Genomic DNA, 23,622 nt, shown 5'->3' on the forward strand with positions numbered 1-23,622 from the left:
AAAAGCCCCGCAGTGCGGGGCTTTTCGTTACCAGGGGATGGGGCTGCCGTCGTAGGCGAGGAACTGGCCGCTGTTGCCGAGGCTGAGCTCCTCGATGCGCTGGGCCAGGCCGGCTATTGATGTGGCGGTGTCGATCAGGGCGTTGGGGCCGCCCATGGCGGTCTGGACCCAGCCGGGGTGGTAGAGGCCGACCAGTATGCCCTCGTGGGCCAGATCCAGGGCCAGGCTGCGTACGGCGGCGTTGAGGGCGGCCTTGGATGAGCGGTAGATGAGGCAGCCGCCGGAGCCGTTGTCGCCGATGGAGCCCATCTTGGAGCTGATGAAGGCCACCCTGGCGCTCCCGGCCTGCCTGAGGTTGTCGATCAGGGCCTGGGTCAGCAGCAGTGGGCCATAGAGGTTCACGTCCATCACCTGCTGCCAGTCCCGGCGCTTGAGGTCGTGCAGGTTGGACGGGCTGGGGCCGTAGACGCCGGCGTTGTTGATCAGCAGCTGGATGGGCGTCTGGGCCAGCCTGGCCTGCAGGTTTTGGATGCTGTCGTCCTGGCTGACATCCAGCGCCAGTACCTTGACGCCGTCCAGGGCGGCCAGCGCCACGGCATCGCCGGGGCGGCGCACGCAGGCCAGTACCTGATGGCCCTGCTGGCTGTAGTGGCGGGCAAGGGCCAGGCCGATGCCGCGGTTGGCGCCGGTGATCAGTATGTTCATGACGCGCGCTCCTTGATCCTCATCTGGTTCAGTTGCAGATCCAGCTTCAGGTCCACCTTCAGGCTCAGCAGGGTCCTGGCCAGTTCGGCCGCGTCGCTGTGGTCCTTGACCTTCTGCAGCGCCTTGTCGGCAGGATCGCTGGCCAGCATGGCGTCCAGGCTGCCATGGGCGGCCAGCAGCTGGGTGGCGCCCTTGGGCCCGATGCCGGGCACCCCCGGCACCTTGTTGGTGCTGTCGCCGACCAGGGCCCAGTAGTCCACCAGCTGCACCGGGCTCACCCCCAGCTTGTGCTGCCAGTGCTGGCCGTCCAGGTAGCGGCGGCCGAAGGCGTCGAACTGGGCCACCCCGGCCGGCAGCAGCTGGCCGAAGCCCTTGTCGGTGGAGATGATGGTGACGTTGACGCCGTGGCAGCGGGCGGCGATGGCCAGGCTGGCGAGGACATCGTCGGCCTCGTCCTGGGCGGGCAGCAGCGAATCTATGCCCTGCTCCAGCCAGGCATCCTGGATGGCGGGCAGCCGTTCGGCCAGATCGGCCGGCATGGGCGGCCGCCCCTCCTTGTAGGCGGGATAGAGCCGGTAGCGCCAGGAGGGCTGCTGGCCGTCGAACACCGCCAGGCCGTGGCTGGCCTGGAGCCCCTTCAGGCAGCGCTGCACCGCCTGGCGGGCGCCGTCCATGACGGCGCCGGCATTGGCGGCATGCAGCCGTCTCAGCACATTGAGGGCGTCGAACAGCACCAGGTGGGGTCTTGGACTCATCAGGCGGACACCAGCTGGTAGCAGGGGTGGTAGGCGGTACCGGGCAGCTTCATGCGGCCATCCTGGACGAAGCCCTTGAGCAGGCTGTCCATCTGCTTCATCAGCGTCTTGTCGCCGTCGAGGCGGAAGGGGCCTGAGCGCTCCACGGCGCGGATCCCCGCCTCCTTGACGTTGCCGGCGACGATGCCGGAGAAGACCCGGCGCAGGTTGCTGGCCAGCTCCACCTTGGTCTGGTGCGGGTGCAGGGACAGGGCCGCCATGTTGTCGTGGGTCGGCTCGAAGGGCAGCTGGAATTCCGGCTCTATCTTCAGCGACCAGTTGAAGTGGTAGGCGTCGCCCATGGCGCGGCGGTAGGCGTGCACGTCGGGCATGGCCGCCTTCATGTGGCGGGCCACCAGCTCGGGATCGTCGATGATGATCTGGTAGAGGTTCTGGGCCTCCGGGCCCAGGGTGGCGGCCACGAATTCATCCAGGCGGCGGAAATAGGAGGCGGCGCTCCTGGGGCCGGTGAGGATCACCGGCAGGGCCTGCTTGTGGTTCTCCGGGTGCATCATGATGCCGAGCAGGTACAGCAGCTCCTCGGCGGTGCCGACCCCGCCGGGGAAGATGATGATGCCGTGGGCCAGGCGCACGAAGGCCTCCAGGCGCTTTTCGATGTCCGGCAGGATCACCAGCTCGTTGACGATGGGGTTGGGGGGCTCGGCGGCGATGATGGAGGGCTCGGTCAGGCCCACATAGCGGCCCGGGCCGACCCGCTGCTTGGCGTGGCCTATGGTGGCGCCCTTCATGGGGCCCTCCATGGCGCCCGGGCCACAGCCGGTGACGATGTTGAGGCTGCGCAGGCCCAGCTGGTGGCCGACCTCGCGGCTGTACCAGTATTCGTCGTCGCCGATGGAGTGGCCGCCCCAGCACACCACCATGTTGGGCTCGGTCCTGGGCTGCAGCACCCCGGCGTTGCGCAGCACCGCGAACACCAGGTTGGAGATGTGGCTGGAGTCGGTGAGGTTGAAGTCCTGGGCGTATTCCAGCCGCGAGGCCAGGTAGACGATGTCCCTGAGCACCGAGAACAGGTGTTCCTGGATGCCGCGGATGATCTCGCCGTCGACGAAGGCGTCCTCCGGCGGGTTGATCAGCTCCAGCTTGACGCCCCGCTCCCGGCGCAGCACGTTGACGTCGAAGCTCTTGTAGCGCTCCAGGATCTCCTTGGAGCTGTCGGTGTGGCTGCCGGAGTTGAGCACCGCCAGGCAGCAGTTGCGGAACAACTGGTAGATGTTGGACTGGGAGGTCTGCTTGAGGCTGTCGACCTCCAGTTGCGACAGCAGGTTCATGCTGCCGGTGGGGCTGATCTGCACTATCATCCGCGAAATTCCTGTCAGCGGGCGACCACGACCTTGTCACGGCCGGCATGCTTGGCTTCGTAGAGGGCCTGGTCGGCCCGTTCGAAGCATTCCATGGGGCGCTCGGCCCCCTGTAGTTTGGCGGCGCCGATGGAGATGGTGATCCGCACGTCCTGGTCCCGGAACTTGAAGGGGATGCTGCGGATCGCCTCCTGGAGTTTTTCCAGGGGGCGCAGCACCACATCGTCGCGGGTCTCGGGCAGCAGCAGTACGAATTCCTCGCCGCCGAAGCGGGCCACGAAGTCGGTGTCCCTCAGGGTGCGGCGAATGGCGTTGGCCACCACCCTCAGGGTCTTGTCGCCGGCGGTATGGCCGAAGGTGTCGTTGATGCGCTTGAAGTGGTCGATGTCGATGATGGCGATCCACAGGGCATGGCCGAAGCGCTGGTAGCGCTTGTATTCGATGCTCAGCCGCTCCTCGAAGGCGGCCCTGTTGGGGATCTGGGTCAGGCTGTCACGCAGGCTCAGGGTGCGTTGCTGGGACAGCTTGTTGATGTAGGCCTGGGACTCGGTTTCCAGCTGGCTGATCTTGTTGTGCAGCCTCTCCAGCTGGTCGTCGAGGGCCTGGCGCTGGCTGGCTTCCAGGGCCGTTTTCTCGGTGAACAGCTCGGCGAACTCGCCAAGGTGCCGGCTCATGTCCTGCTGGAGCTGGCGGGTGTCGCCGCCGCTTTCCAGTGCCGCCATCAGGGCGCCAAGCTTGTCGCTCAGGGCCTGGTTGAGGCGGTCCTGGGCCTTGCCGTCGGCCTGGTGGCTGGCCAGCACCTTGAGCGACTTGTCGTGGACCTTGCCCAGCGCCTGGGTGAGGTTGGACAGGAACTCCCTGGAGGCGCTGCGCTCCGCCTCGATGATCTTGACCAGGCTGTCGAGGAAGTCCAGCGACAGCGCCTGCAGTTCATGCTGATCCAGGGGCGCCAGCAGGCGGCGGCGGATGTCCTGCAGCTCGTGATCGGCACCGCCCAGGTTGAGGCGGGAGATCAGCTCCATCAGCTTGTCGACCGTGCTGCGGTTGTCGTCGCTGCTGAAACTGCCGACGGCGCCGGTGTTGCGCTGGCGCAGGCTGAGGAGGCGCAACTGCAGCGACAGGGTCTCCTTGAGCAGGGGCAGCAGCCGGTACAGGCTGAGCCGCGGCATGTCCATGTCCATCAGCAGGCTGCGCACCTCCCGGCGCAGATCGCCGGGCAGGTGATTGTTGCGCTGCAGCTGGCGCAGGGCATCGCTGATCAGCCGGTGACACTGCTGGTAGGCCTGTTCGCCACGGTCCTCCAGGCCGGCCAGGCGGCCGGACAGTTGCTGGAGCTGGGCATGGCGTTCGGTCAGCACTTGGGGAGACGCCAGCAGCTGGCGCAGGCGCTGCAGGCTGTCATCCAGCTCCTGGTCGATACCCCGGCAGGCGTGGTCCAGGTGCTTGAGCAGCGCCAGCAGCATCTGGTGGCTCTGGTCCTGGCGTTGCTTGAGCAGCTCCGTCTGTTTCAGGGTCGCAGCCAACCTTTCCCTCAGTTTTCCTTCCAAATCAATGGGGTCGCTCATGTCCTGCAAATCCTTTGGCTGCCTTAGTGGCAGTGTAACTCATCTTGTTCATTGGCATCTTTCTGCCGGTCCAGCTCCTTCATGAGCCAGCCGAAGGACACGCCCTGGGCCTTGATGGTGCCGTTGCGCAGGGCCTCGCTCAGGCTCTGGCGGATGGGCGCGGCCAGGGCCGAGGGCAGGGTGCAGTTCTGGCCCACCAGCCAGATGGCATCGTCCTTGGTGTTGGCGCTGTCTGCCAGCTCCAGGGCATAGAGCAGGATGTCCAGCAGGGTCTCGGCATCGCCCACCCTGGGGTGGTGGGGCAGCAGCGGCAGGTAGGTACCCCCCAGGCGCAGCCGGCCGGTGTTGAGGCCGGCATTATGGCAGGCCTGATCCAGCTCCTGTTTGATGCGGCGCAACAGGGCCTCTTCCTGGCCGGGGCCGCTGCAGGGCAGGACCAGCAGCAGGTAGTCACGGGAGGGTTGGGCCAGCAGGCGGGCGTCGGCAAAGGTATCGCGCAGGCGTTTGGCCAGGACCCGGCTGCGCTGCCTGAAGGCCTGGAAGCCCAGGTGCTCGTAGCCGTCGGTGAGGCCCGGCAGGCGGATCAGCATGGCGGACAGGGGCTGGCTGGGCTGGGCGGCCAGGGACAGGTTGCCGATGTCCAGGGCCAGCTTCAGCTCCTTGAGCAGGTTATTGGCCAGCTTGAAATAGGCGCCCATGTTGGCCAGGCCAGAGCTGGGGTGCAGATCCTGGCGCTGGCGCAGCTCGGCCAGCTCATGGCGCTCGGCCCGGCGGTGGCGGCCGGTCAGCCAGATGACCAGGGCCAGCAGGGCCAGGATCAGTACAAAGAGCACCCGCTCCAGGGTGCGTGCCTGGCTGACGTCCTGCTGGGGCTGGCTGGTGGTCTGGGCCGGCTTGACCGAATAGGTGATGGCGGCCTTGGTTTGGGACTGCACCGGCATGGCAATGATCTGCTTGGCCATGTCCAGGGCCTGCTGCCACTGGTGGCGCTGCTCGTGGATGGCCTGGCCCAGGGTCAGGGCGTCGCGGAACAGGTCGTCGCTGACCAGATCGTGCTTGCCGGCCAGCTCCTGCACCAGCTGGATCCGGGCCAGGGCCTGATCGGGCTGGCCCTGGGCCCGGGCCACCAAGGCCAGCTCGTAATGGACATGGGGCAGGTAGAGGGTGGAGTTCAGGCGGCTGAATTCCCCCTGGGCCTGGAGCAGGTATTCCTTGGCCCTGTCCAGCTCGCCCAGCTTGCGGTAGGACTGGCCGACGTTGAACAGCAGCCTGGCCACGGCCAGCTGGCGGACGCTTTGCTGCCGCTGCTCCAGCTCCAGGGCGTTGAGGAACTGCAGCAGGGCCTGATCGCTCTGTCCCACCTCGTCGTAAAGGGTGCCCAGGTAGTTGAAGGTCTGGGCCAGCTGGAAGGGGTTGTCCTGTTTCTGGAACAGGTTGACCGCTTCCAGCAGCTGGTTTTCCGCCTCATCGAAACGGCCCAGGGACTTGTAGACCAGGGCCTGGCGGCTCATGGCTTCGGCCAGTTTCTCCTCGTAGCCGTGGCGCTGGGCCAGGGCCTTGGCTTCGTCCAGCACCCGCACCGCCTCGCCCAAACGTTTGTCCTGGCGATAGAGGACGGCCTTGAGCAGGCGCAGTTCGATGAGGATGTCGCTGCGCGAGGCCAGCTTGGCGAGATCGCTGCTTTCGTCGATGAGGCGCCTGGCCTTGTTCTGGTCGCCCGTGTAGAGGTAGTAGCTGGCGGCGCTCCAGGCCGCGTCGGCGCACAGGCTCTGGGCGCGGATGCTGTCCAGGGGACGGCAATAGGCCAGGGCCCGCTCCAGCGCCGGTTCGGCGACATCGAAGTTATGGTGGTTCTGGCCTTCTTCAATGGCGATGAACAGGGCGTAGTCGGCCCGCAGCAGGGGATCGGTGATGCTGGCTTCACGGGCGTTCAACTGGGTCTTGATGTCCAGCAGGCTCTGGTCGTCGTCGTGGATGGCCATCAACGCCCAGGCTTCCAGCAGCTTGAGCTCGAATTGAAGCACCGGATCCCTGGCGGCTTGTGCCTGCCAGGACGGCAGCTTGGCCAGCACGGCTTCGGGATCCAAGGACACCTCCCGGCGTGCCTGATCCAGGTCATGGCGCGCCACGGCCCACAGGGGCTGACTGAGGCCGAGCAGCAGGAGGGTAAGGAGAAGCTTTTTCATCGCCTGTTAATCGTTTTTATGTGGCCGGCAGTCGAGCAAGCCGTTGTTGTCCCCGCCCAGGCTGATACCATTGGCGGCTTTATAGGTATAAGCATAAATAGTCAGGGGCATGGCATGAAGCCTTTATTTCCACTTTTGTTAGCCACCACCGCCTTTTACGCCCAGTCCGAGGTCCGGTACCAGCTGCGCATGACCGAGCCGGCCCACCATCTGGCAGAGGTCACCATGACCCTGCCCGCCACCGAGGCCGAGAGCCTGACCCTGAAGCTGCCGGTGTGGCGTACCGGCCGCTACGAGATCCTGGATCAGGCCAACGGCATCCGCTCTTTCCGGGCCCGCACCCTGGACGGCCAGGCGATGGCCGTCAGCAAGCTCGACAAGAGCAGCTGGCAGATCCAGGGCAGCCGGGACCAGGCCATCGAGGTCAGCTACCAGCTCTACGCCAACCGCCTTGCCGAGCGGGTCCATCATATCGATGATTCCCACGCCTTCATCGATGCCAGCGGCGCCTTCATGTATGCGGACCAGCTCCGCCAAGAGCCGGTGAGCGTGTCGCTGGAAGTGCCCCAGGGCTGGCGCAGCGTCTCCGGTATGGAGGCGACCGGTGAACACAGTTTCAAGGCCGACAACTACGACGTGCTGGTGGACTCGCCCATCGAGAGCGGCATCCACGAGGATTATCGGTTCAGGGTCGACGGCCGGGATTACGAGCTGGTGATCTGGGGGGAAGGCAACCACGACGGCGAGGCCATGGTTGCCGATCTCAAGAAGCTGGTGGCTTCCGCCGACGCCATCTGGAGCGGCTATCCCTTCGACCGCTATGTGTTCATGGTCCATGCCACTTCCGGTGCCCGCGGTGCCACCGAGCACCTCAACTCCACCATCATCCAGAGGCACCGCTTCGCCTTTGCTCCGCGGGAAAACTACCTGGGCTTTATATCCACCGCCGCCCATGAGTTCGTCCACACCTGGAACGTCAAGGCTTACCGGCCACAAGGGCTGGTTCCCTACGACTACCAGCAGGAAAACTACAGCACCCTGCTGTGGTTGTCGGAGGGCTCCACCAGCTACCTGCAGGACCAGCTGCTGCTGCGCTCCGGGGTGATGACGGTGGACGAGTATCTCGTCAACCTGGGCAAGAAGGCCCAGGCCCACCTGGCGACCCCGGGACGTGAGGTACAGTCCGTGTCCGAGGCCAGCTTCGACAGCTGGATCGAGACCGGCGGCGACTACGGCCGCAACCACTCGGTGAACATCTACTCCGAAGGCTACCTGGTGTCCTGGCTGCTGGACGCCAAGCTGCTGGCCGACAGCGACAACAGGCACAGCTATCGCCAGCTCCACGACCGCCTCTACCAGGGCTACCGGGTGCCGGGTACCTTCAACGACGCCGATGTGCTCAAGGAACTCAAGGCCCTGTCCGGCCGGGACTACGGCGCTTTCTGGCGGGAGCATGTCCAGGCCCCGTCGCCGGTCGACTTCGATGCCCTGCTGGCCCAGTTCGGTCTGGAGCTTAAGCGGGAAGAGGCCCAGGCGTTCCTGGGGGCCACCCTGGACGACAGCCAGCTGCCCGGCACCCTGGTGGCGGTGGAGAAGGGCAGCCCGGCCTGGCAGGCGGGCCTGACCCCGGGCGATGTGCTGGTGGCCTGGAATGGTCTGCGCCTGGCGCCGGGGACCCTGGAGGCGCGCCTCAAGGAGGCCAAGGCGGGTGAGACAATCGAGCTGGCGCTGTTCCGCCGCGATCGCCTTATCCGCCTGCCGGTGACCCTGGGCGAGCGGGCCGGCAAGTTCAGCGTGGTGGCCGTCGACAAGCCCAGCAAGGCGCAGAAACGGGCCTTCAAGGCCTGGATCGGCCTCGACCACCCCAAGGCCTGATCGAAAAAGCCCGCTGACCAGCGGGCTTTTTTATCAGTACAACACCATCACTGCCTTGGCAGGCGCAGATCTTCAGGTTCTTCTGAGCCCGTGCTTCTGTAGGGATTGATATCCAGGCCGCCCCTTCTGGTATAGCGGGCATAGACACTGAGTCTTTCCGGGCCGGCGGCCCGCATCAGATCGGTGAAGATCCGCTCCACGCACTGCTCGTGGAACTCATTGTGCTGGCGGAAGGAGATCAGGTAGCGCAGCAGCTTTTCCCGGTCCAGTTTCGGGCCCAGATAGTGGATGGCCACGGAGCCCCAGTCCGGCTGGCTGGTGATCAGGCAGTTGGACTTGAGCAGGTGGCTGACCAGGGTCTCTTCCACCACCTCGTCGCCGGCGATGCCGTCCAGCAGGGTGGCATCGAAGTCATAGCCGGCCACGGCGATGTCCAGCTCGTCCAGCAGTTCGCCGTCCAGCCTGGCCAGGGACTGGCCGGCCAGCTGATCCGGGTGGAACAGGGCCACCCGAACCGGACCGCCGGCGCAGCGGCTCAGATCTTCCGCCAGGGTGGCCTGTACCTGCGCCTGGCTGTCGAAGCGGCTCTGGTTGAAGGAGTTGAGGTAGAGCTTGAAGGACTTGGATTCCACCAGGTTCGGGGTGTCGGCGGGGATCCAGAAACGGCCCACGGCCACCACCGGCTTGCCTTTGCCATTGAGCCAGGACAGCTCGTAGCCGTTCCAGATATCGACGCCATGAAAGGGCAGGCTGTCGCCCAGGCCCAGGGCGTCCCGGTTCAGGGTCCGAGGCACACCCTGCAACAGGGTGGGGTCGTACTGGTCCTGATAGCGGGTCTCCCTGCCCAGGGTCAGGCCGGACAGCTCCTTGGCGCCTTCATAGGGTGTGGCTTTTGTCATCTTGGTCACTGCTTGGATACACTGCCCCTTATTGTACTGTGTTGTAGGAACAGACCCAATGGATAAGCCCACCCTCGCGGCCCTGGAACATCTCTACCGGCGCTTGCAGTCCTGGCCCGAATGCTGGCAATGGCAGCCGGACCCGGACTGGCCTTCGCCCTGTGATCGCGGAGACGGGCACTGGCAACCGGTACGCCAGGAGCCCCCCGGCGACTTCGCCAATGTGGAACAGGCCCTGGGCGAGACGCTGCACCCCAGCATCAAGGCCTTCTTTGGCGCTTACTATGCCGAACACCTGACGGTGCACCATGAGCGCGGCCAGGTCACCCTGCTGGGGGTCTGGAACGAGGAAGACTTCCGGCGGCTGCAGGAAAACCTCATCGGCCATGTGCTGATGAAACGTCGCCTGGGCCAGCCGCTGACCCTGTTCTTCGCCTGCACCGACGACGACGATCTGCTGCTGTCCGTGGACAACCTCAGTGGCGAGGTGGTGCTGGAGCCCGTGGGCCAGGAGGCCAGGGAAGTGGTGGCCCTCTCCCTGGCCGAGTTCCTCGACAGCCTTACTGGAAATCCCAGCTGAGGTTGGAGACCAGGCGGCAGGCATCGCACTTGAAGTCGACGACGCCGTGCAGGCTTTCAGCCAGTCGCCAGGGCTGGCCGCAGCACGGGCAGGGCCTGTTCGCCTCGGTTTCCTGGCTTTCGCCACCGACCCGGTACAGGTAGTAGTAGGTGGGCACGCCGCTCAAAATCTCCAGCCGCTTGCAGAAATCCCGGCCACGCCTGGCCATGGGGCTCTGGTGATCGCCCATTTCCTTCAGGCAGGCCTGCTCGGCGCTGACCCCGTTCATCTGCAACTGGTCACAGGCCATCCAGTCATCCTGCCACCTCAGCAGCAGCTTGTGATCGCCGTTGGCCAGGGCAGGCAGCCGGTAGAGCGGGATGGGCAGGAAGTGGTCGCCACAGCGCAGTGGGCTGCAGCTGTGCACGAAGGTGGTGTAGAGCAGCTGCCAGCTGGGCTTGTCGCAGGGATCGGTACTGTCGGAAAAGAGATCCTGGCCCAGGCAGCGGACCCGGGGCTGGGTCAGGCCCGCCTGGCCAAGGCCCTTGAGGGCATGGCGAACGATATTGGAATGATGTTCGGGGTGCAGGCTGTCCGCCTCCGGGCAGACGGCTCTCAGCACCAGGCTGCCTTCTTCCATGATGGTAGGCAGCTCCCGGCCCGTGACCTGGCCGTTGTGGCGCCAGGCATCGAACAGCTGCATGATGGCCCGCTCGGCCACCGAGATGGGGGTGTCTTCATAGACGTCGAAGGCGACTTCCACAACGAACATCAGCGCGGCTCCCCGGTCTTGAGGCGGTCGATCTCGGCCTGTAACGGTGCCAGGGCGGCGGCTATGGCCGCCTGGATCCAGGCTTGCTGTTCGGCGGTGAAGGGGAGCTTTTCCTGGGCTGGAGGCTGGGCCGGCGCACCCTGCAGGGCCTGGATGATCAGCGGCAGGGGGCAGGGCCGGCCAAGGCGACTCTTGACCAGGGCCACTGACGGGCTTTTGCCCTCGGCTTGGAGTTGCGCAATGACGTTATCTAGCAGCGGGCGGAGGTCGGTTGCGGACATGGGCCTTTCGCACAATGACGGGAAAGGCGCTATTTCGCCATAAAGCTAGCGCAAACGCACGTCCAGTTCATCGATCAGCTCGGCCCAGTCGGAATCGTCACTCAGGCCCTCGCGCAGGAAGCTGGCCTGGGCATGGTTCCAGAACGCGGCATCGGGCAGGGCGGTACGGGCGTTCAGGCCCTTGTGCTGCTGGATGAAACCCTCGATGGCCTGGGGATCGTTGTCGAGGCCCAATTGGGCAAAAAGTTCGGCCAGCGAATGCAGTGCTGATTCCATGGTGGATCTCCGAGAGGAAACTCACTGCAAGCTTAGCAGGGCCGGTCATTGCCTGATTGTTAAAAAAGGGTTAGCTTCAACTGGTCTGCTCAAAAAAGGACCAGCCCATGAGTACCGCCGAAGCCCACCAGCTCAGAGCCCAATGGTTGACCGCCGAAGACATGCGGGTGGCCGCCACCATCCTCTACCAGGCCTACCATGACGACCCGCTGTTCATGTCCCTGTTTCAAAGTACCAAGGCGGACTACGAGAGCCGGCTGCGGGCGGCCATCCGCGAGGAGCTGCAGTACCTCTGGCAAACCAAGCAGCGGGTGCTGGGGCTCTTCGAGGGGGACAGGCTCATTGCCGTGGCCTGCCTGGTTAGTGAACCCCAGTCGGCCGGCAAGATATGGAGTTGGCGCTTCAAGATGCTGTTGACTGCGGGCCTTGGCAGCACCCAGCAGTGGTTGGGACTGGAGGTGGATCTGATCCGGGCCGTGGGCGAGCAGAACTTCGACTGGCTGGCCTTTATCGCGGTTGCACCCGTCAACCAGCGCCAGGGCACGGGCAGGTTGCTGCTGGACGCCGCCATCGGTGCCAGCCGCGAGTCGGGCGCCTCCTGCCTGGCCCTGGTGCTGAGCCAACCGCAACTGGCGGACTTCTTTGCCGCCCAGGGCTTTGGGGTCCAGGGGCAGCTGGCTTTCGCCGGCCAGGAGCTGGCGCTGCTGGTAAGCAGAGGCGAATGAAAGCCAGGTACGCCTCCTTCCGGGCGTTCTATCCCGACTACCTGGCCGAGCACCGCCATCCCGGTTGCCGGCGTCTGCACTACCTGGGCAACGTCCTGGCGCTGTTGTCGCTGCTGGCCATCTGCCTCTTTTCGGCGTGGCAGCTGTGGTGGCTACCGCTGCTGCTGGGCTATGGCCTCGCCTGGCTCGGCCATGGTCTTTTCGAAAAGAACCGGCCCGTGACCTTCCGCCATCCCCTATACAGCCTGATGGGAGACTGGTTGATGCTCTGGCAGGCGATCCGCAGTCATTGGCGCCGCACCTTGTAGGAAATATCTCACAATTTGGTGAGAGAATCCGGAAAAGGTCAGGGAGCAATGCCCAGTCGATTCAGTCTAAGTGATTATAAAGAAAGGGAATAATCTTATGTCCTGGTGTTCTGTTGGCCAGGCGGCGAACTTGCGTACAGCCTCCAGCCTTGTTCCGGGAAAGCGATTGCCTAGAATTATCACCGTCGGCAGGACGCTGACATTTAGGACAGGCTCGAAAGAGCAGCCCGGCCAGGAGGCCGGAACAGGGAAAGCACCGGGATGGTGTGCACCGCCAGGAGGGTGGTGAGGACGTTTCAGGACGAAGCGAGAGGCTGCCCGGGACGGGTTGCCGGATCAGGATGATCGCAAGGGAGCACCTTCAGGAAGAAGGAACAGGGAGATCCCAGGGACAGGGAGCATCAGGGACTGATGCAAGGAGCACGATAGAGCAAGGAATCGACATCCGCGCCGCTCAGGCCGGTTGGGGTTGGCCCCGACCGGTCTTTTCTTTTTGGGGCCGGTAAAACACCTACCGCGACCGCCCCGGTGCCTTGTGCGAGATCTCTTACAAATCCTTGCGACAAAGCGATTTCTGATTGCATCATCGGCTTGGCTTTTTTGGAAAAGTTCTTTTAAAACAGTGCTTTGAGTGGTTGCTCTATTGGCTTGGCAGCAGCGGTGTGCCAAAAGTGCCGCCATGGCGGCTTGTGAGTGAAGCCACAGCGAGTAGTCTTATCAGTGTCGGCAGGACGCCGATAACAAGGACAGGCTTCAGGATGAAGCAACCCGGTCAGGATGGCCGGAAGCAAGGATAAGCGCCAGGATGGTGCGGGCCGTCAGGAAGATGGTTTGGACAGTCTCAGGATGAGGCGTTGGTTGGACAGGACGTTCGACCCGAACAGGATGTTCGAAAGGACAGCTTCAAGGTGGAAGCCTTAAGGGAATTCCCAAGGATTGGGAGCATCAGGGATTGATGCAGGGAGCACCACAGAGCAAGGAATCGACATCCGTGCCGCTCAGGCCGGCTGGGGCAAGGCTCCAGCCGGCCTTCCTTTATTCCCGGACCACCGGCAGATCCAACTCGATCAATTTGCCCTTCCAGAGGCTGAAAGCGGCCTGGTAGCGTTCCTCTGGCCTGACACTGACGTAGAGCCGGTAGTCGTAGCGCAGCCCCCAGCGCCCCAGGCGCTTCTCCAGGCGACGCCCGTCCAGGGCCAGCTCCAGATATTGCAATCGGTGATCACGACAGAGCTTGATGGCAAAACGCTGCGCCATTTCCGCCTGCTGGCGTTGCTGCCAGAAGACACCCACCAGCGCCAGGCACAGCAGGATCAGGATGGCGATGTTCATTTGGCTGCCAGTCTGTCCAGAGCCTGGGCCAGGGCCGGTGACTGGGGTTGGCGCAGCAGCGCCAGGATGAATACCCTCAGATCCGGTAGCATCACCAGATCGGCAAAGAGGGCCCTGAAACCGTCTCCTTCGGCCAGCTCGGCGGCCTGCTCCAGAAAGGGCTGGAGCCGGGCCGGATCCTGGAGGGGCTTCCAGAGGCGCCCGGCGATCGCCACCAGGGCCTGGAGATCGCCTCGGGTCAGCAGTTGATCGACGACCTGCTCAGCCCTATCGCTGCCGGCCAGGGCCCGGGCCAGGCAGAGCTTTCCTTTGCTGAGGAACAGTTGGTAGAGGGCCTCGACCAGCTCTTGGGGCAGGCTGAGGTGTTCCAGCTGCTGGCAGAGCGCTTCCAGGACAGGCGCCGGCAGTTGTGCCAGGTTGTCCCTGAACCAGTCCTGGTGCCTGTCCCTGACCGCCACATCGGCGATACCCTGGACGCCCAGCTGCGACCAATCCTGCCACGGCAGTTGGCCGCGGAAGTAGGACTGGGCCTGCTCATAGTGCAGGGAGGCGGGTTCGCCCAGCAACAACCTGATCTGGCTGTGGAAGCTGGCCAGCTTCTCCATGGTCGGCTTGAAGGTGAAGGGGTTGTCGGGCAGCTCGTTGCTGTCGCTCTGCATGGCCGCCATCACCAGGGCCATGAACTGCGCCGAAGCACCCTGCTCCAAGAGCCCTTGCTCGTCCACGGGCAGGTGTACGAACCAGATGAAGGGCTGGGTCTGCCAGAAGACGATGCCCAGCCAGGCATGGCGTTTCAGCGGCATGGGGTAGGGCTGGGTGCCCGCGGCTATGGCTTCGAAATCCTGTTGGGGCAGGCAGGTGACCCTGCGGCCCATATCGAAGACGCGATACTGGGCGCCGGAAGCGGCCAGAAACTCGGCAAGGTTGGAAATCGACATGGAGGCTCCTTCATTGGCTGGCGCCGGGCATTATAGGGGCTGGGCAGCGGTGATGGTATCCTTGTCCCATGCAACGTGGTGGAGTGAACTATGAGTCAACGCATTGTTACCGTTCTGGCCAAACTGGAAGCCATCGAAATGGAAATGCAGGTCCAGGGCCTCTGGTCGGATGAAGAACCCGCCGAAGAGGCCCTGGCCAGCACCCAGCCCTTCTGCGTGGATACCCTGGCGTTTGAGCAGTGGGTGCAGTTTGTGATGCTGCCCAAGCTGAAGGTCATGGTGCAGCAGGGTCAAGCCCCCAGCAACATCAGCGTCTGCCCCATGGCCGAGGAGTCGTGGAAGGAGCACGGTGAGCGCCTGGATCCGCTGCTGGATCTCTTTGCCGATGTGGACGAACTGTTGTCCGGCAAGCGGGTGCGTGACAAAAATGGCTGACGCGCCGCAGCTGACCATCCTCTACCAGGATGAGCACTTGGTCGCCATCGACAAGCCCCCCGGCCTCCTGGTGCATCGCAGCAAGCTCGCCAAAGGCGAGCGTTTTTTTGCCATGCAGCTGCTGCGCGACCAGCTGGGGCAGCATGTCTACCCCGTGCATCGCCTCGACAAGCCGACCCGGGGGGTGTTGCTGTTCGCACTGAGCAGCGAGATGGCCCGGCTGCTGTCGGCCCAGTTTGAAGCCAGAGCCGTCGTCAAGAAGTACCTGGCCCTGGCTCGCGGCCATGTGCTGGCGGGCGACGAGCTGGACTATCCGCTGGTGGAGGAGCTGGACAAGACCACGGACGGCAGGGCCTGCCAGGACAAGGGACCGCAACAGGCGGTCACCCGCTATGAGCCCCTGGCCCATGTCGAGCTGCCCTATGCGGTGGGACGCTACCCCAGCGCCCGTTACAGCCTGGTGGCCTGCCGGCCGCTGACCGGGCGCAAGCACCAGATCCGCAGGCATTTCCACCACCTCAGCCATCACCTGATCGGCGACACTACCCATGGCGACGGCCGTCATAACCGCCTGTTCCGCAACGAGCTGGACTTTAGCGAACTGGCCCTGTGGGCCCACGAGCTGCGCCTGAACCACCCGGTGACCGGCGAGTCCCTGGTGTTGCGCTCGGCCCTGCCGGACAGCTGGGCCGGGCTGTTTGCCCGTTTCGGCTGGGACGGACAGGCGCTGCTGGCCGAGGCGCGCAAGGCTCTGTAATAATGGGTGAAAACAGCAAAGAGACAGGATCATGGCAGTAATTGCGCTGGTGTACGGCACCGTCTATGGCGCCGCCGAGCAGTTGGCGGAAGTGGTCAGCGAGCACTTGCAGGGTGCCGGCCATCAGGTACGCCTGGAGGGGGAAGCCTCCCTGGATAAGGTGCTGGAGCCGCGGCCCGATGCGCTGCTGGTGATCACCTCGACTACCGGCCAGGGGGACATACCGGACAACCTGTTGCCCTTCTACCTGGAGCTGAAGGACAGCTTTCCGCTCCTGAACGGCCTGCCTTTCGGGGTCATTAGCCTGGGGGACTCCAGCTACGGCGATACCTTCTGTGGCGCCGGCCGCCAGTTTGACGAGCTGCTGGCAGAGCTTGGCGGCGGCGCGCTGGCGCCCCGGCTGGACATCGATGCCTGTGAGACCCTGGAGCCGGAAGGGCCGGCGCTGAGCTGGCTCGACACCCTGCTCGAGAAACTCTGACCGTGAAGGGGCCGCTCTTCGCCATACTGCAGCGGCTGGGCCAGGCGCTGATGCTGCCGGTGACGGTGTTGCCGGCGGCCGGCCTGCTGCTGGGGGTGGGGGCGGCGCAACTGGCCTGGTTGCCCCTTGAACTCAGCCAACTGCTCTTTGCCACCGGCAACATGGTGTTCGACAACCTGGGGTTGCTGTTTGCCGTTGGCGTGGTGGTTGGCCTCAGCGGCAATGACGGTGGTGCCGCCCTGGCCGCGGTGGTGGCCTATCTCATCATGGATACCGGCCTGGCAGCCTTGAGCCCGGCACAGCAGGGGCTGGACACCGGCGCCATTGGCGGCGTGCTGGTGGGGCTGATGGTGTACTGGCTCCATGCCCGCAGCCAGCGCTGGCGGCCGCCGGCCTTCCTGGGCTTTTTCAGTGGCGCGCGCTTGCTGGCGGTGCTGGTGGTGCCGGCGGCCCTGGCGATGGCGGCGGGACTGGCGCTGTTCTGGCCCAAGCTGTCTGCGGGCATCAGCGGCTTCTCCCACTGGGCCGTCACCGAAAACCCAACCCTAGCTTTCAGTCTCTATGGCCTTGGCGAGCGGCTGTTGCTGCCCTTTGGCCTGCACCATATATGGAATGTGCCCTTCTGGTGGGAGACCGGTGGCGCCTGCCTGGTGGAAGGCCAGTACCAAGCCGGCCTCAACGAGGCGGGGCAGTGCCGCCTGGCCGGGGGCGACTGGATCCGCGGCGAGATGCGCCGTTTCCTGGCCGGCGATCCCACGGCCGGCCACCTGGCCGGGGGCTACCTGATCAAGATGGTGGGGCTGCCGATGGCGGCCCTGGCCATCTGGCGCCAGGCCAGGCCCCAGGAGCGCCGGCGGGTCGGTGGCCTGATGCTGTCCGGCGCCCTGGCGTCCATGCTGACCGGGGTTACCGAGCCCATCGAGTTCAGCTTCCTGTTCGTGGCGCCCCTGCTGTATCTCTGGCATTGCCTGCTGTCCGGCCTGGCTTTTCTGCTGTGCAGCCTGCTGGAAGTGCACCATGGCATGAGCTTTTCGCAGGGCTTGCTGGATTTTCTGCTGTACTGGCCCCTGGCCCACAGCCTGGCGCCCCTGGCCTGGCTGATCCCCCTGTATGCGCTGATCTACTACCTGAGCTTCTCCTTGGCCATCAGGCTGTTCCGGTTGGCGACGCCGGGGCGTGGTCGGCGATTGGAGCCGGCCCCGGCCTCGGAAAGGGTGGTGGCGGATGCCCTGGTGGCGGCATTGGGTGGCAGGGACAACATCGTGCGGGTGGATGCCTGTATCACCAGGTTGCGGTTGCAGGTCCGGGATGTCGACATGGTCGACAAGGCGGCCTGTCGCCGCCTGGGGGCCAGCGGGGTGGTGATGATAGGCACGGGCGTGCAGCTGGTGTTCGGTGCCCGGGCCGCCGGCCTCAAGGACGCCCTGGCGAAACAGCTATGAGCCGGTCGCCTTGGCCTTTTCGTCCAGATACAGCTTGACGAAGGCCGGGATGCTCATGGGCGCAGAATACAGAAAGCCTTGAACCTCATCCGCTTCCAGCTCCCTGGCCAGGGCCTGGTGCTCGGTGGTTTCGATACCCTCCATCACCAGGTTGAAGGACATGGCCTTGCAGAGTTGGGCGATGGCCTGCATGGCGGTCATCTTCTTGTCGTTGATCTTGAGGTCCAGGTAGAAGGATTTGTCGATCTTGAGCTCGGAAATGGGCTGCTCGCACAGTTGCACCAGGGAAACCGCACCGGTACCGAAGTGATCCAGGGCCACATTGACGCCGTGCAGCCTGACCCGGGCCAGATTTTCGATGGTTTCCGGGTTGTCCGGGGCGTAGGCCCCTTCATCCATTTCCAGGGTCAGGCGTTCCGGTTGAAACTGGTAGCGGTCACACAGGGTCAGCAGCTGGTCGCTGAAGCTGGCATTGAGTACCACCAGTGGCGTCAGGTTCAGTGACAGCCGGATCCCCGGGCAGTCCTTGAGGTCCCTGAGCGCCTTTTCCAGCAGATGGAAGGCAAAGGGGTCGGCCAGCCCCAGCTTGTCTATCTGCTCGATGAAGGCTGCCGGTGGGATCAGGCTGTCGTCACGCAGCCAGCGGGCCAAGATCTCCACCCCGCTGATCTCGCCACTGGGTCTGTGCTTGGCCTGAACATAGGGGTGGAACTGATCCAGCTCCATGGCCTGGAGAATGTCGTCCTTGCTGCACTGACCGATCAGGCGCAGGGCGGCCTTGTCGGATTGGGCGTCCAGCCAGTTTTCCAGCAGGGCCAGCTTGCTCTCCAGCTCGATGAGCCGGGCTGGCCTGTTCAGCGCCCCCAGGAAGTGCAGGCCGAAATGCCGTGCCAGCACACCCATGGCATAGAGCACACCGGCCTCGATTGAGGAATAGAAGAGCAGGGCACGGCACTGGTTGGTTTCGCCGCAGAAGCGCAGGAAATCAATCACCTCTTCGGTACCGGGATGCAGGTGACAGACCAGCAGGTCGAAGGGCTGGGCTATGGGGGCCATGAAGTCGCTGGCCTCGGTCACCGACTGAAATACATGGATCTCTTCCCCCAGCTTGCGCAGTTGATGGCTGATCAATTGCTCGTGGTGAGGGTCGTCTTCCACTATGACGATGCGCATCCCGCTTTCTCCCTACTCAGTGGTGACAAACTGCTGCAGATGCTGCTTGGTGGTCAGGCAGATCTCGGCGATGTGGTCGGCATCCTCCTTGAGGACACCGTTGTTGCTCGACTTGGCCTTGCCCTCCAGCTCCTGGAGGCTGTCGATAAGGCGCTGGCAGCCAAAGATACGGGCCGCGCCCCTGAGCTTGTGGGCCTGCTTGGCGACCTGGGCATGCTCGGCATCACGACACAGCCGGATCAGGTCGTCACCATCTTCTTCCAGGGTTTGCAGGAAGTGGCTGACCAGGCTCTGCATGATGTCCTTGTCGCCGCCGGTTTCTTCCTTGAGCAGTGACAGATCCAGCCAGTCTTCCTCCACCACCGGCAGCGCATCCTTGCTGCCCAATTGGTTGCGGCTCCTGGCCCGGAACTGCCCCGAGGCCATCAACTGCTCCAGGATCTCGGCGATATCGCGAATTTTGATCGGTTTGGCAATATAGTGGCTCATGCCCGCATCCAGGCACTTGCGCTTGTCGCCGGCCAGGGCGTTGGCGGTCACCGCCACTATGGGGACCTGGGGGTCGAAGGTGCGGATCTGCCGGCTGGCCTCGTAGCCGTCCATTACCGGCATCTGGCAATCCATCAGGATCAGGTCGATATCCTGCTGCTTTTCCTTGTAGATCTTCACCGCCTGGGCGCCGTCCTCTACCAGCAGCGGGGTCAGGCCCAGCTTGCGGGCCGCCATCAGCGCCATCTCCTGGTTGATGGGGTAGTCTTCGGCAATCAGCGCCGTCAGCGGGTATTGGCGGCCGTCGATGTTCTCCACCGCCATCCGCTGCTCGGCCAGTCTCTGGCTGATCTCCCTAGCCGACAGCCCCTGCTGGCTCATCTGCACGATCTTCTCTATGGTCTGGGCCAGTTCACGGACGTGGATTGGCTTGACCACGAAGCCGACCAGGCTGTTCATGGTGCGGAAGGTGGAGTCGATGCTGAGCATGGACGAACAGATCAGCAACTTGGCCTTGAGGGCGGATTCGGACAGGGTGGCATCCAGGCTCTGCAGGCTGGTGTTGAGGCAGCTGTCATCGATGATCACCAGATCATAGGGGCTGCCGGTGGCTTCGAAGACCAGGAAGTGCTCAAGGCCCTGGTTGATGGAGCGGGCGAAGGTCAGCCGGTTGACCCCAAGGGGCTCGATGAGTGGGCTGATGCAGTCGCGCATGCGCCTGTTGCAGATCACCAGGCAATTGAAGGACTCCGGCAGGGTCGGCAGCTGGGGAAGCTGCTGGTAAGGCAGGGGCAGGGCGACGACAAAGGAGCTGCCCACATCCACCTGGCTTTGCACGTTGATGGTGCCGTGCATGGCTTCGACCAGGCTCTTGGTAATGGCCAGACCCAGGCCTGTGCCTTGGAAGCGGCGGGTGGAACTCTGGTCGGCCTGGCGAAACTTGTCGAAGACCTGTTGGCAGGCCGCTTCGGTCATGCCGATGCCGGTGTCTTCCACCTCGATGTGCAGCAGGCCATCCCGCAGGGAAACCGACAGCACCACGAAGCCGTCGTCGGTGAACTTGACGGCATTACCGAGCAGGTTGACCAGGATCTGCCTTACCCTCAGGCTGTCTCCCTCGACCTTGAAGGGGACCTGGGGCGGGTAGTTCATCAACAGCTCGATGCCCTTTTCCTTGGCCACCTTGTAGAGGGTGGTGCAGACGTTGTGGCACATGTCGAGGAGATCGAACTCCTCCTGGACCAGCGCCAGCTCGCCGGACTCCAGCTTCGAAAAATCGAGGATGTCATTGATGATGTTGAGCAGGGCATCGGACGAGGCCTGGATCACGTCGCAGAAGCGCCGCTGTTCGGGATTGAGGGTGGTCCGGCGCAGCTCGTCCACCATGCCGACGATGCCGTTGAGGGGGGTGCGGATCTCGTGGCTCATGGTGGCCAGGAAGAAGCTCTTGGCCTTGTTGGCCGATTCGGCCTCGTTCTTGGCCTGCAGCAGGTGCTCCGACTGCCTGGCCCTTTCCCGCTTGAGGCGCTCTTCCAGGATGATGGCGGCCAGGGTGTCCAGCACCGGCTGCAGGTTCTCCAGCACCTGATGGGTATAGCCGTCCTGGCGGTTGGCCAGGCCCACCATGCCCAGGCATTCATCCTGGGTGATCAGCGGTATGCCCAGCACCGAATTGACCGGCTCCAGGCCGTGACCGTCATGACCTATCTGGCTGGGACAATTGTTGTTGATGACCAGTTGTCTGTCCTTGATCACCAGGCTGACCATGGGGATCAGGCCGTAGTCCTTGAGGGTGGCGACCGGGTTGTCCTTGAATCTGGGACGATCTTCGTTATTCCAGCTGAGATCCTCTATGGCGTGGCATTTGATCTGAACCTCATCCTGGCCCTGCACCTGCTCGACCAGGAAGCCAACCGGACTCTGGGTGACCTGGAGCAGTGCCAGCAGCGATTCCTTGAGCCTGTCCTTGGGGTTGCGGTGTTCAAGGAAGCTGCTCTGGATCCGGCTGATGGCCGACAGCAGGCTGATGGCGTTCTCCTTTTCATCGATGGCGTACTGCTTCTCGGTGACGTCCTGAAAGCAACTCAGGCTCAGGGGAGTGCCGTCTTGGCTCTCGGTGCTGGTGATGGTCGCGGTCAGGTATTTGGCCTCACCGTCCCTGGTGATGACCTCCACCCGGCCGCCGCTGCTCGCCAGGTGCTCGGCCAGGGTCTGGTGGTTCTTGGCCTGCTCCTGGGCACTGAGCAGGTAACAGAAGGGGTTGCCCTGGAGTTCGTCCGGCTCGTAGCCCAGGCAGCGGGCACCGGCCGGGTTGATGTCCACTATGGTGTCCTGGCTGTCCAGCAGCATGACCCCGTCCACGGAGTTCTGGAACAGGGCCTTGGCCTGCTGGAAACTGCGCTTGGTACGGGTGGCGAAATGCAGCAGCAGCTGGTGCCCGGCAAGGATCAGCAGTGACAGCACCATGGCCATGATGTAGTACTGGCGGCTGCTGGCATCGGCTATCCGGTAGGCTTCGTCCCGCCCCACTTCCGACAGCAGCCCCAGGCCCAACTCTGGGTACCAGCCGCCCTGGCCTATGACTTCCTGGCCATGGTGGTTGGTATAGCCGTTCAGGTCGGCAAAGGCCTTGGTCTGGATGACGGTGCTGGCCGCCCGGCCGGGCTCGTCGACGGCCTTGCCGGACAGCAGTTGGCCGGGCAGGAAGCGCTCATGGCCGCTGCCGGGATGGCGCTCCGGCACCAGCAGCTTGCCCTGGGGGTCCAGGGCCAGGATCTGGCCCGTGTAGCCGGTGCCCCGGCGCTCGAACAGGGGGAAGAAATCCCGATTGGCATCCCCCAGCAGCACCAGATAGCGGGTTCCCGTCACCCTGGGCAGGGCCAGGCCGGTGATGTAGGGAAAACCGCGGCCGCCGAGGATGGGACGACTGATGGCGAAACCGTCTTTTTGCAGCCGGGTGAAAAAGTCGGGCTGGTGGCGTTTGAGCTTCAGCAGCAGCTCGTAGGCGATGGCGTCCTTGCCGCCGCCTTCAAAGCGGCTGTCCAGCAACAGGTGACGGCTGTAGCCGGACTGGGCCAGCAGCGCCGCCAGTTCGCGGGATTCGGCCGAGCCCGGCTCCAGCTCCTTGGTCAACCAGGGCCTGAAGGCCGCACTGGTGGCGATCTGCCTGGCCAGATCCTTCTGGGCACCTTGCCAGTGCATGATTTCCAACCGGATCTCATCCAGGGACTTTGCCAGCAGCAGTCGGTAATGATCCTTGGCCTGGCTGTTGACCCAATAAGCCTGCAGGCCGGCAATGGTAAACAGCAGCAGGGCGGCCGCCACCGGTATGGCCAGCTGCCTCGGCAGGGAACGGAGCACTGATCTCATGCCGTGTTCTCATCCTTCTCCAGGTGCACCAGAGGCCGCCGGATGGCATCGCGCCACCAGTCGCCTATGGCGTGCAGGACCCTGGCCTGGCGCCTGGTATTGTTACAGTTGGTTTCCCTGAGTTCCATTGCCAGGCGGTTGAGCTTGCGCAGCCTGTCCTGGGTGACGCCCCAGCTGAAGTCATCCTCCATCAGCGACTTGAGCTTGAGGCCGTGCTGAGAGATGCCGGTCAGGGCTTGGCACAGCTGCTGCTTGCCCTGCTCCAGGGTCTGGGCATCGCTGCCGAGGCTGAGTTCGTGGGACTGGCGTTTGACCAGCAGTGACAGTTTCTTGAACTGGGCATCCAGGGGGGCCAGCCCGGTGGTGTAGTGACTGCGCCAGGCGATGTTGACCGTGGGCATGCCGCTGGATTTGCTTTTGAGGCCCCTGCCGGCAGGGTGTTGCGGTGCGGCCCTGTCGGCAAACAGGGCCAGGCGCTGGTAATGGTCCGGAAGCTGGATCCGGCCTTGCTGGGACTGGCAGCTCTTCAGCTTGTCGGTCAACGCCTTGCCGGTGATGGGCTTGGCCAGGAATTCGTTGACGTCGAGCTGGATACAGGTGTCCAGCACCTCCCGGTAGGCGTTGTCGGTGATGATGATGAAGGGCAGATCATGGGGGCAGTTGAGCTGATCGGTGCGGACCTTCCAAAGCAGCTCCACGCCGCTGACCGGCTCCATCTGGATATCGGAGATGATAAGGTCGACGCCGTGTTCGTTCAGCAGCTCAATGGCCTTCTGGCCGCTGTTGGCCTGCAGGACCTCATCCACCCCCTGGGATGACAGCAGGTGGGCGACGAAGTGACACATGACGGGGACGTCATCCGTGACCAGTACGCGCATAAAGACCTCTCCTTAGATTCCACCTAAAGAATAGCCTTTTCTGTGCAAGCCGCTGTTTGGCTGA

General features: G+C 64.0%; 22 protein-coding genes. 8 read left to right on the plus strand and 14 right to left on the minus strand.

The features are described 5' to 3' along the window. Positions 1-27: 27 nt before the first annotated feature. The 5 genes from WDB71_RS04580 to WDB71_RS04600 are packed head-to-tail and all read right to left on the minus strand — an operon-like array spanning position 28 to position 6,569. Entirely contained in the window at positions 28-705 is a 678-nt protein-coding gene (locus WDB71_RS04580; RefSeq protein WP_341503461.1) for an SDR family oxidoreductase, read from the minus strand. Beyond that, complete coding sequence (gene xni / locus WDB71_RS04585) at positions 702-1,460, minus strand: flap endonuclease Xni (RefSeq protein ID WP_341503462.1); 759 nt, start codon at positions 1,458-1,460, stop codon at positions 702-704. Before xni ends, WDB71_RS04580 begins: the two co-directional genes overlap by 4 nt. After that, positions 1,460-2,818: a nucleotide 5'-monophosphate nucleosidase PpnN gene (gene ppnN / locus WDB71_RS04590; protein ID WP_341503463.1), complete on the minus strand. Its 1,359-nt coding sequence runs from the start codon at positions 2,816-2,818 to the stop codon at positions 1,460-1,462. Before ppnN ends, xni begins: the two co-directional genes overlap by 1 nt. Positions 2,819-2,832: 14 nt before the next feature. Continuing rightward, positions 2,833-4,383, minus strand: a complete 1,551-nt coding sequence (locus WDB71_RS04595; RefSeq protein ID WP_341503465.1) for a diguanylate cyclase — start codon at positions 4,381-4,383, stop codon at positions 2,833-2,835. A gap of 23 nt (positions 4,384-4,406) precedes the next feature. Then, positions 4,407-6,569, minus strand: a complete 2,163-nt coding sequence (locus WDB71_RS04600; RefSeq protein WP_341503466.1) for a tetratricopeptide repeat protein — start codon at positions 6,567-6,569, stop codon at positions 4,407-4,409. A gap of 114 nt (positions 6,570-6,683) precedes the next feature. On the opposite strand from WDB71_RS04600, the gene WDB71_RS04605 reads away from it, so the two are divergent. Further along, positions 6,684-8,444, plus strand: a complete 1,761-nt coding sequence (locus WDB71_RS04605) for a PDZ domain-containing protein (protein ID WP_341503467.1) — start codon at positions 6,684-6,686, stop codon at positions 8,442-8,444. Between the two features lie 47 nt (positions 8,445-8,491). Here the strand turns inward: WDB71_RS04605 and queF are convergent, their stop codons facing one another. After that, positions 8,492-9,343 carry an NADPH-dependent 7-cyano-7-deazaguanine reductase QueF gene (gene queF, locus WDB71_RS04610; RefSeq protein WP_341503468.1) on the minus strand — a complete coding sequence of 284 codons (852 nt, stop codon included), beginning with the start codon at positions 9,341-9,343 and terminating at the stop codon, positions 8,492-8,494. 58 nt (positions 9,344-9,401) lie between these two features. On the opposite strand from queF, the gene syd reads away from it, so the two are divergent. Continuing rightward, positions 9,402-9,923, plus strand: a complete 522-nt coding sequence (gene syd / locus WDB71_RS04615; protein WP_341503469.1) for a SecY-interacting protein — start codon at positions 9,402-9,404, stop codon at positions 9,921-9,923. On the opposite strand, the gene WDB71_RS04620 is transcribed toward syd, so the two are convergent. The 3 genes from WDB71_RS04620 to WDB71_RS04630 all read right to left on the minus strand — a co-directional run bounded on the left by WDB71_RS04620 (position 9,904) and on the right by WDB71_RS04630 (position 11,231). Next, positions 9,904-10,674: a Zn-ribbon-containing protein gene (locus WDB71_RS04620; RefSeq protein ID WP_341503470.1), complete on the minus strand. Its 771-nt coding sequence runs from the start codon at positions 10,672-10,674 to the stop codon at positions 9,904-9,906. The two genes, syd and WDB71_RS04620, sit on opposite strands and share 20 nt — an antisense overlap. Further along, the gene (locus WDB71_RS04625; RefSeq protein ID WP_341503471.1) at positions 10,674-10,880 is read right to left on the minus strand and encodes a hypothetical protein; all 207 of its coding nucleotides are present in this window, start codon (positions 10,878-10,880) and stop codon (positions 10,674-10,676) included. The genes WDB71_RS04620 and WDB71_RS04625 overlap by 1 nt, the downstream gene beginning before the upstream one ends. Positions 10,881-11,000: 120 nt before the next feature. Then, positions 11,001-11,231 carry a DUF2789 domain-containing protein gene (locus tag WDB71_RS04630; RefSeq protein WP_341503472.1) on the minus strand — a complete coding sequence of 77 codons (231 nt, stop codon included), beginning with the start codon at positions 11,229-11,231 and terminating at the stop codon, positions 11,001-11,003. A gap of 107 nt (positions 11,232-11,338) precedes the next feature. Between WDB71_RS04630 and WDB71_RS04635 the strand changes: the two genes are divergently transcribed. Beyond that, entirely contained in the window at positions 11,339-11,956 is a 618-nt protein-coding gene (locus tag WDB71_RS04635) for a GNAT family N-acetyltransferase (protein WP_341503473.1), read from the plus strand. Then, complete coding sequence (locus WDB71_RS04640) at positions 11,953-12,264, plus strand: DUF962 domain-containing protein (RefSeq protein WP_341503474.1); 312 nt, start codon at positions 11,953-11,955, stop codon at positions 12,262-12,264. Before WDB71_RS04635 ends, WDB71_RS04640 begins: the two co-directional genes overlap by 4 nt. A 1,035-nt stretch (positions 12,265-13,299) precedes the next feature. Here WDB71_RS04640 and WDB71_RS04645 read toward each other — a convergent pair. Beyond that, positions 13,300-13,596 carry a DUF3301 domain-containing protein gene (locus WDB71_RS04645; RefSeq protein ID WP_341503475.1) on the minus strand — a complete coding sequence of 99 codons (297 nt, stop codon included), beginning with the start codon at positions 13,594-13,596 and terminating at the stop codon, positions 13,300-13,302. Beyond that, on the minus strand, positions 13,593-14,534 hold the full coding sequence (locus WDB71_RS04650) for a DUF3549 family protein (RefSeq protein ID WP_341503476.1): 942 nt from the start codon (positions 14,532-14,534) through the stop codon (positions 13,593-13,595). Before WDB71_RS04650 ends, WDB71_RS04645 begins: the two co-directional genes overlap by 4 nt. 90 nt (positions 14,535-14,624) lie before the next feature. On the opposite strand from WDB71_RS04650, the gene WDB71_RS04655 reads away from it, so the two are divergent. From WDB71_RS04655 to WDB71_RS04670, 4 genes are read left to right on the plus strand one after another with little or no spacing between them, the layout of a single operon-like run. Continuing rightward, on the plus strand, positions 14,625-14,969 hold the full coding sequence (locus WDB71_RS04655) for a YqcC family protein (RefSeq protein WP_341503477.1): 345 nt from the start codon (positions 14,625-14,627) through the stop codon (positions 14,967-14,969). Further along, positions 14,962-15,726 carry a tRNA pseudouridine(65) synthase TruC gene (truC, locus tag WDB71_RS04660; RefSeq protein WP_341503478.1) on the plus strand — a complete coding sequence of 255 codons (765 nt, stop codon included), beginning with the start codon at positions 14,962-14,964 and terminating at the stop codon, positions 15,724-15,726. Before WDB71_RS04655 ends, truC begins: the two co-directional genes overlap by 8 nt. Positions 15,727-15,757: 31 nt before the next feature. Then, positions 15,758-16,207, plus strand: coding sequence for a flavodoxin (locus WDB71_RS04665; RefSeq protein ID WP_341503479.1), 450 nt, complete (start codon positions 15,758-15,760; stop codon positions 16,205-16,207). 50 nt (positions 16,208-16,257) lie between these two features. Further along, on the plus strand, positions 16,258-17,649 hold the full coding sequence (locus tag WDB71_RS04670; RefSeq protein WP_341504180.1) for a PTS transporter subunit EIIC: 1,392 nt from the start codon (positions 16,258-16,260) through the stop codon (positions 17,647-17,649). Here WDB71_RS04670 and WDB71_RS04675 read toward each other — a convergent pair. From WDB71_RS04675 to WDB71_RS04685, 3 genes are read right to left on the minus strand one after another with little or no spacing between them, the layout of a single operon-like run. Then, the gene (locus tag WDB71_RS04675) at positions 17,644-18,822 is read right to left on the minus strand and encodes an EAL domain-containing protein (RefSeq protein ID WP_341503480.1); all 1,179 of its coding nucleotides are present in this window, start codon (positions 18,820-18,822) and stop codon (positions 17,644-17,646) included. The two genes, WDB71_RS04670 and WDB71_RS04675, sit on opposite strands and share 6 nt — an antisense overlap. Before the next feature lie 12 nt (positions 18,823-18,834). Then, a complete protein-coding gene (locus WDB71_RS04680) occupies positions 18,835-22,680 on the minus strand; it encodes an ATP-binding protein (RefSeq protein ID WP_341503481.1) in 3,846 nt (1,281 codons plus the stop codon). Beyond that, entirely contained in the window at positions 22,677-23,558 is an 882-nt protein-coding gene (locus WDB71_RS04685) for a response regulator (RefSeq protein ID WP_341503482.1), read from the minus strand. Before WDB71_RS04685 ends, WDB71_RS04680 begins: the two co-directional genes overlap by 4 nt. Between the last annotated feature and the right edge of the window lie 64 nt (positions 23,559-23,622).

It is taken from the genome of Gallaecimonas sp. GXIMD4217 (assembly GCF_038087665.1).
Taxonomy (GTDB): Bacteria; Pseudomonadota; Gammaproteobacteria; order Enterobacterales; family Gallaecimonadaceae; genus Gallaecimonas.

Bases quoted from the DNA above. Each gene is read 5' to 3' on its own strand.
- WDB71_RS04640 (WP_341503474.1), top strand. From the start codon at position 11,953: ATGAAAGCCAGGTACGCCTCCTTCCGGGCGTTCTATCCCGACTACCTG.
- syd (WP_341503469.1), top strand. From the start codon at position 9,402: ATGGATAAGCCCACCCTCGCGGCCCTGGAACATCTCTACCGGCGCTTG.
- xni (WP_341503462.1), bottom strand. From the start codon at position 1,460: ATGAGTCCAAGACCCCACCTGGTGCTGTTCGACGCCCTCAATGTGCTG.
- WDB71_RS04620 (WP_341503470.1), bottom strand. From the start codon at position 10,674: ATGTTCGTTGTGGAAGTCGCCTTCGACGTCTATGAAGACACCCCCATC.
- WDB71_RS04630 (WP_341503472.1), bottom strand. From the start codon at position 11,231: ATGGAATCAGCACTGCATTCGCTGGCCGAACTTTTTGCCCAATTGGGC.
- WDB71_RS04670 (WP_341504180.1), top strand. From the start codon at position 16,258: ATGCTGCCGGTGACGGTGTTGCCGGCGGCCGGCCTGCTGCTGGGGGTG.
- WDB71_RS04665 (WP_341503479.1), top strand. From the start codon at position 15,758: ATGGCAGTAATTGCGCTGGTGTACGGCACCGTCTATGGCGCCGCCGAG.
- ppnN (WP_341503463.1), bottom strand. From the start codon at position 2,818: ATGATAGTGCAGATCAGCCCCACCGGCAGCATGAACCTGCTGTCGCAA.
- WDB71_RS04680 (WP_341503481.1), bottom strand. From the start codon at position 22,680: ATGAGATCAGTGCTCCGTTCCCTGCCGAGGCAGCTGGCCATACCGGTG.
- WDB71_RS04580 (WP_341503461.1), bottom strand. From the start codon at position 705: ATGAACATACTGATCACCGGCGCCAACCGCGGCATCGGCCTGGCCCTT.
- WDB71_RS04655 (WP_341503477.1), top strand. From the start codon at position 14,625: ATGAGTCAACGCATTGTTACCGTTCTGGCCAAACTGGAAGCCATCGAA.
- WDB71_RS04635 (WP_341503473.1), top strand. From the start codon at position 11,339: ATGAGTACCGCCGAAGCCCACCAGCTCAGAGCCCAATGGTTGACCGCC.
- WDB71_RS04685 (WP_341503482.1), bottom strand. From the start codon at position 23,558: ATGCGCGTACTGGTCACGGATGACGTCCCCGTCATGTGTCACTTCGTC.
- WDB71_RS04675 (WP_341503480.1), bottom strand. From the start codon at position 18,822: ATGCGCATCGTCATAGTGGAAGACGACCCTCACCACGAGCAATTGATC.
- WDB71_RS04645 (WP_341503475.1), bottom strand. From the start codon at position 13,596: ATGAACATCGCCATCCTGATCCTGCTGTGCCTGGCGCTGGTGGGTGTC.
- queF (WP_341503468.1), bottom strand. From the start codon at position 9,343: ATGACAAAAGCCACACCCTATGAAGGCGCCAAGGAGCTGTCCGGCCTG.
- WDB71_RS04600 (WP_341503466.1), bottom strand. From the start codon at position 6,569: ATGAAAAAGCTTCTCCTTACCCTCCTGCTGCTCGGCCTCAGTCAGCCC.
- WDB71_RS04595 (WP_341503465.1), bottom strand. From the start codon at position 4,383: ATGAGCGACCCCATTGATTTGGAAGGAAAACTGAGGGAAAGGTTGGCT.
- WDB71_RS04650 (WP_341503476.1), bottom strand. From the start codon at position 14,534: ATGTCGATTTCCAACCTTGCCGAGTTTCTGGCCGCTTCCGGCGCCCAG.
- WDB71_RS04605 (WP_341503467.1), top strand. From the start codon at position 6,684: ATGAAGCCTTTATTTCCACTTTTGTTAGCCACCACCGCCTTTTACGCC.
- truC (WP_341503478.1), top strand. From the start codon at position 14,962: ATGGCTGACGCGCCGCAGCTGACCATCCTCTACCAGGATGAGCACTTG.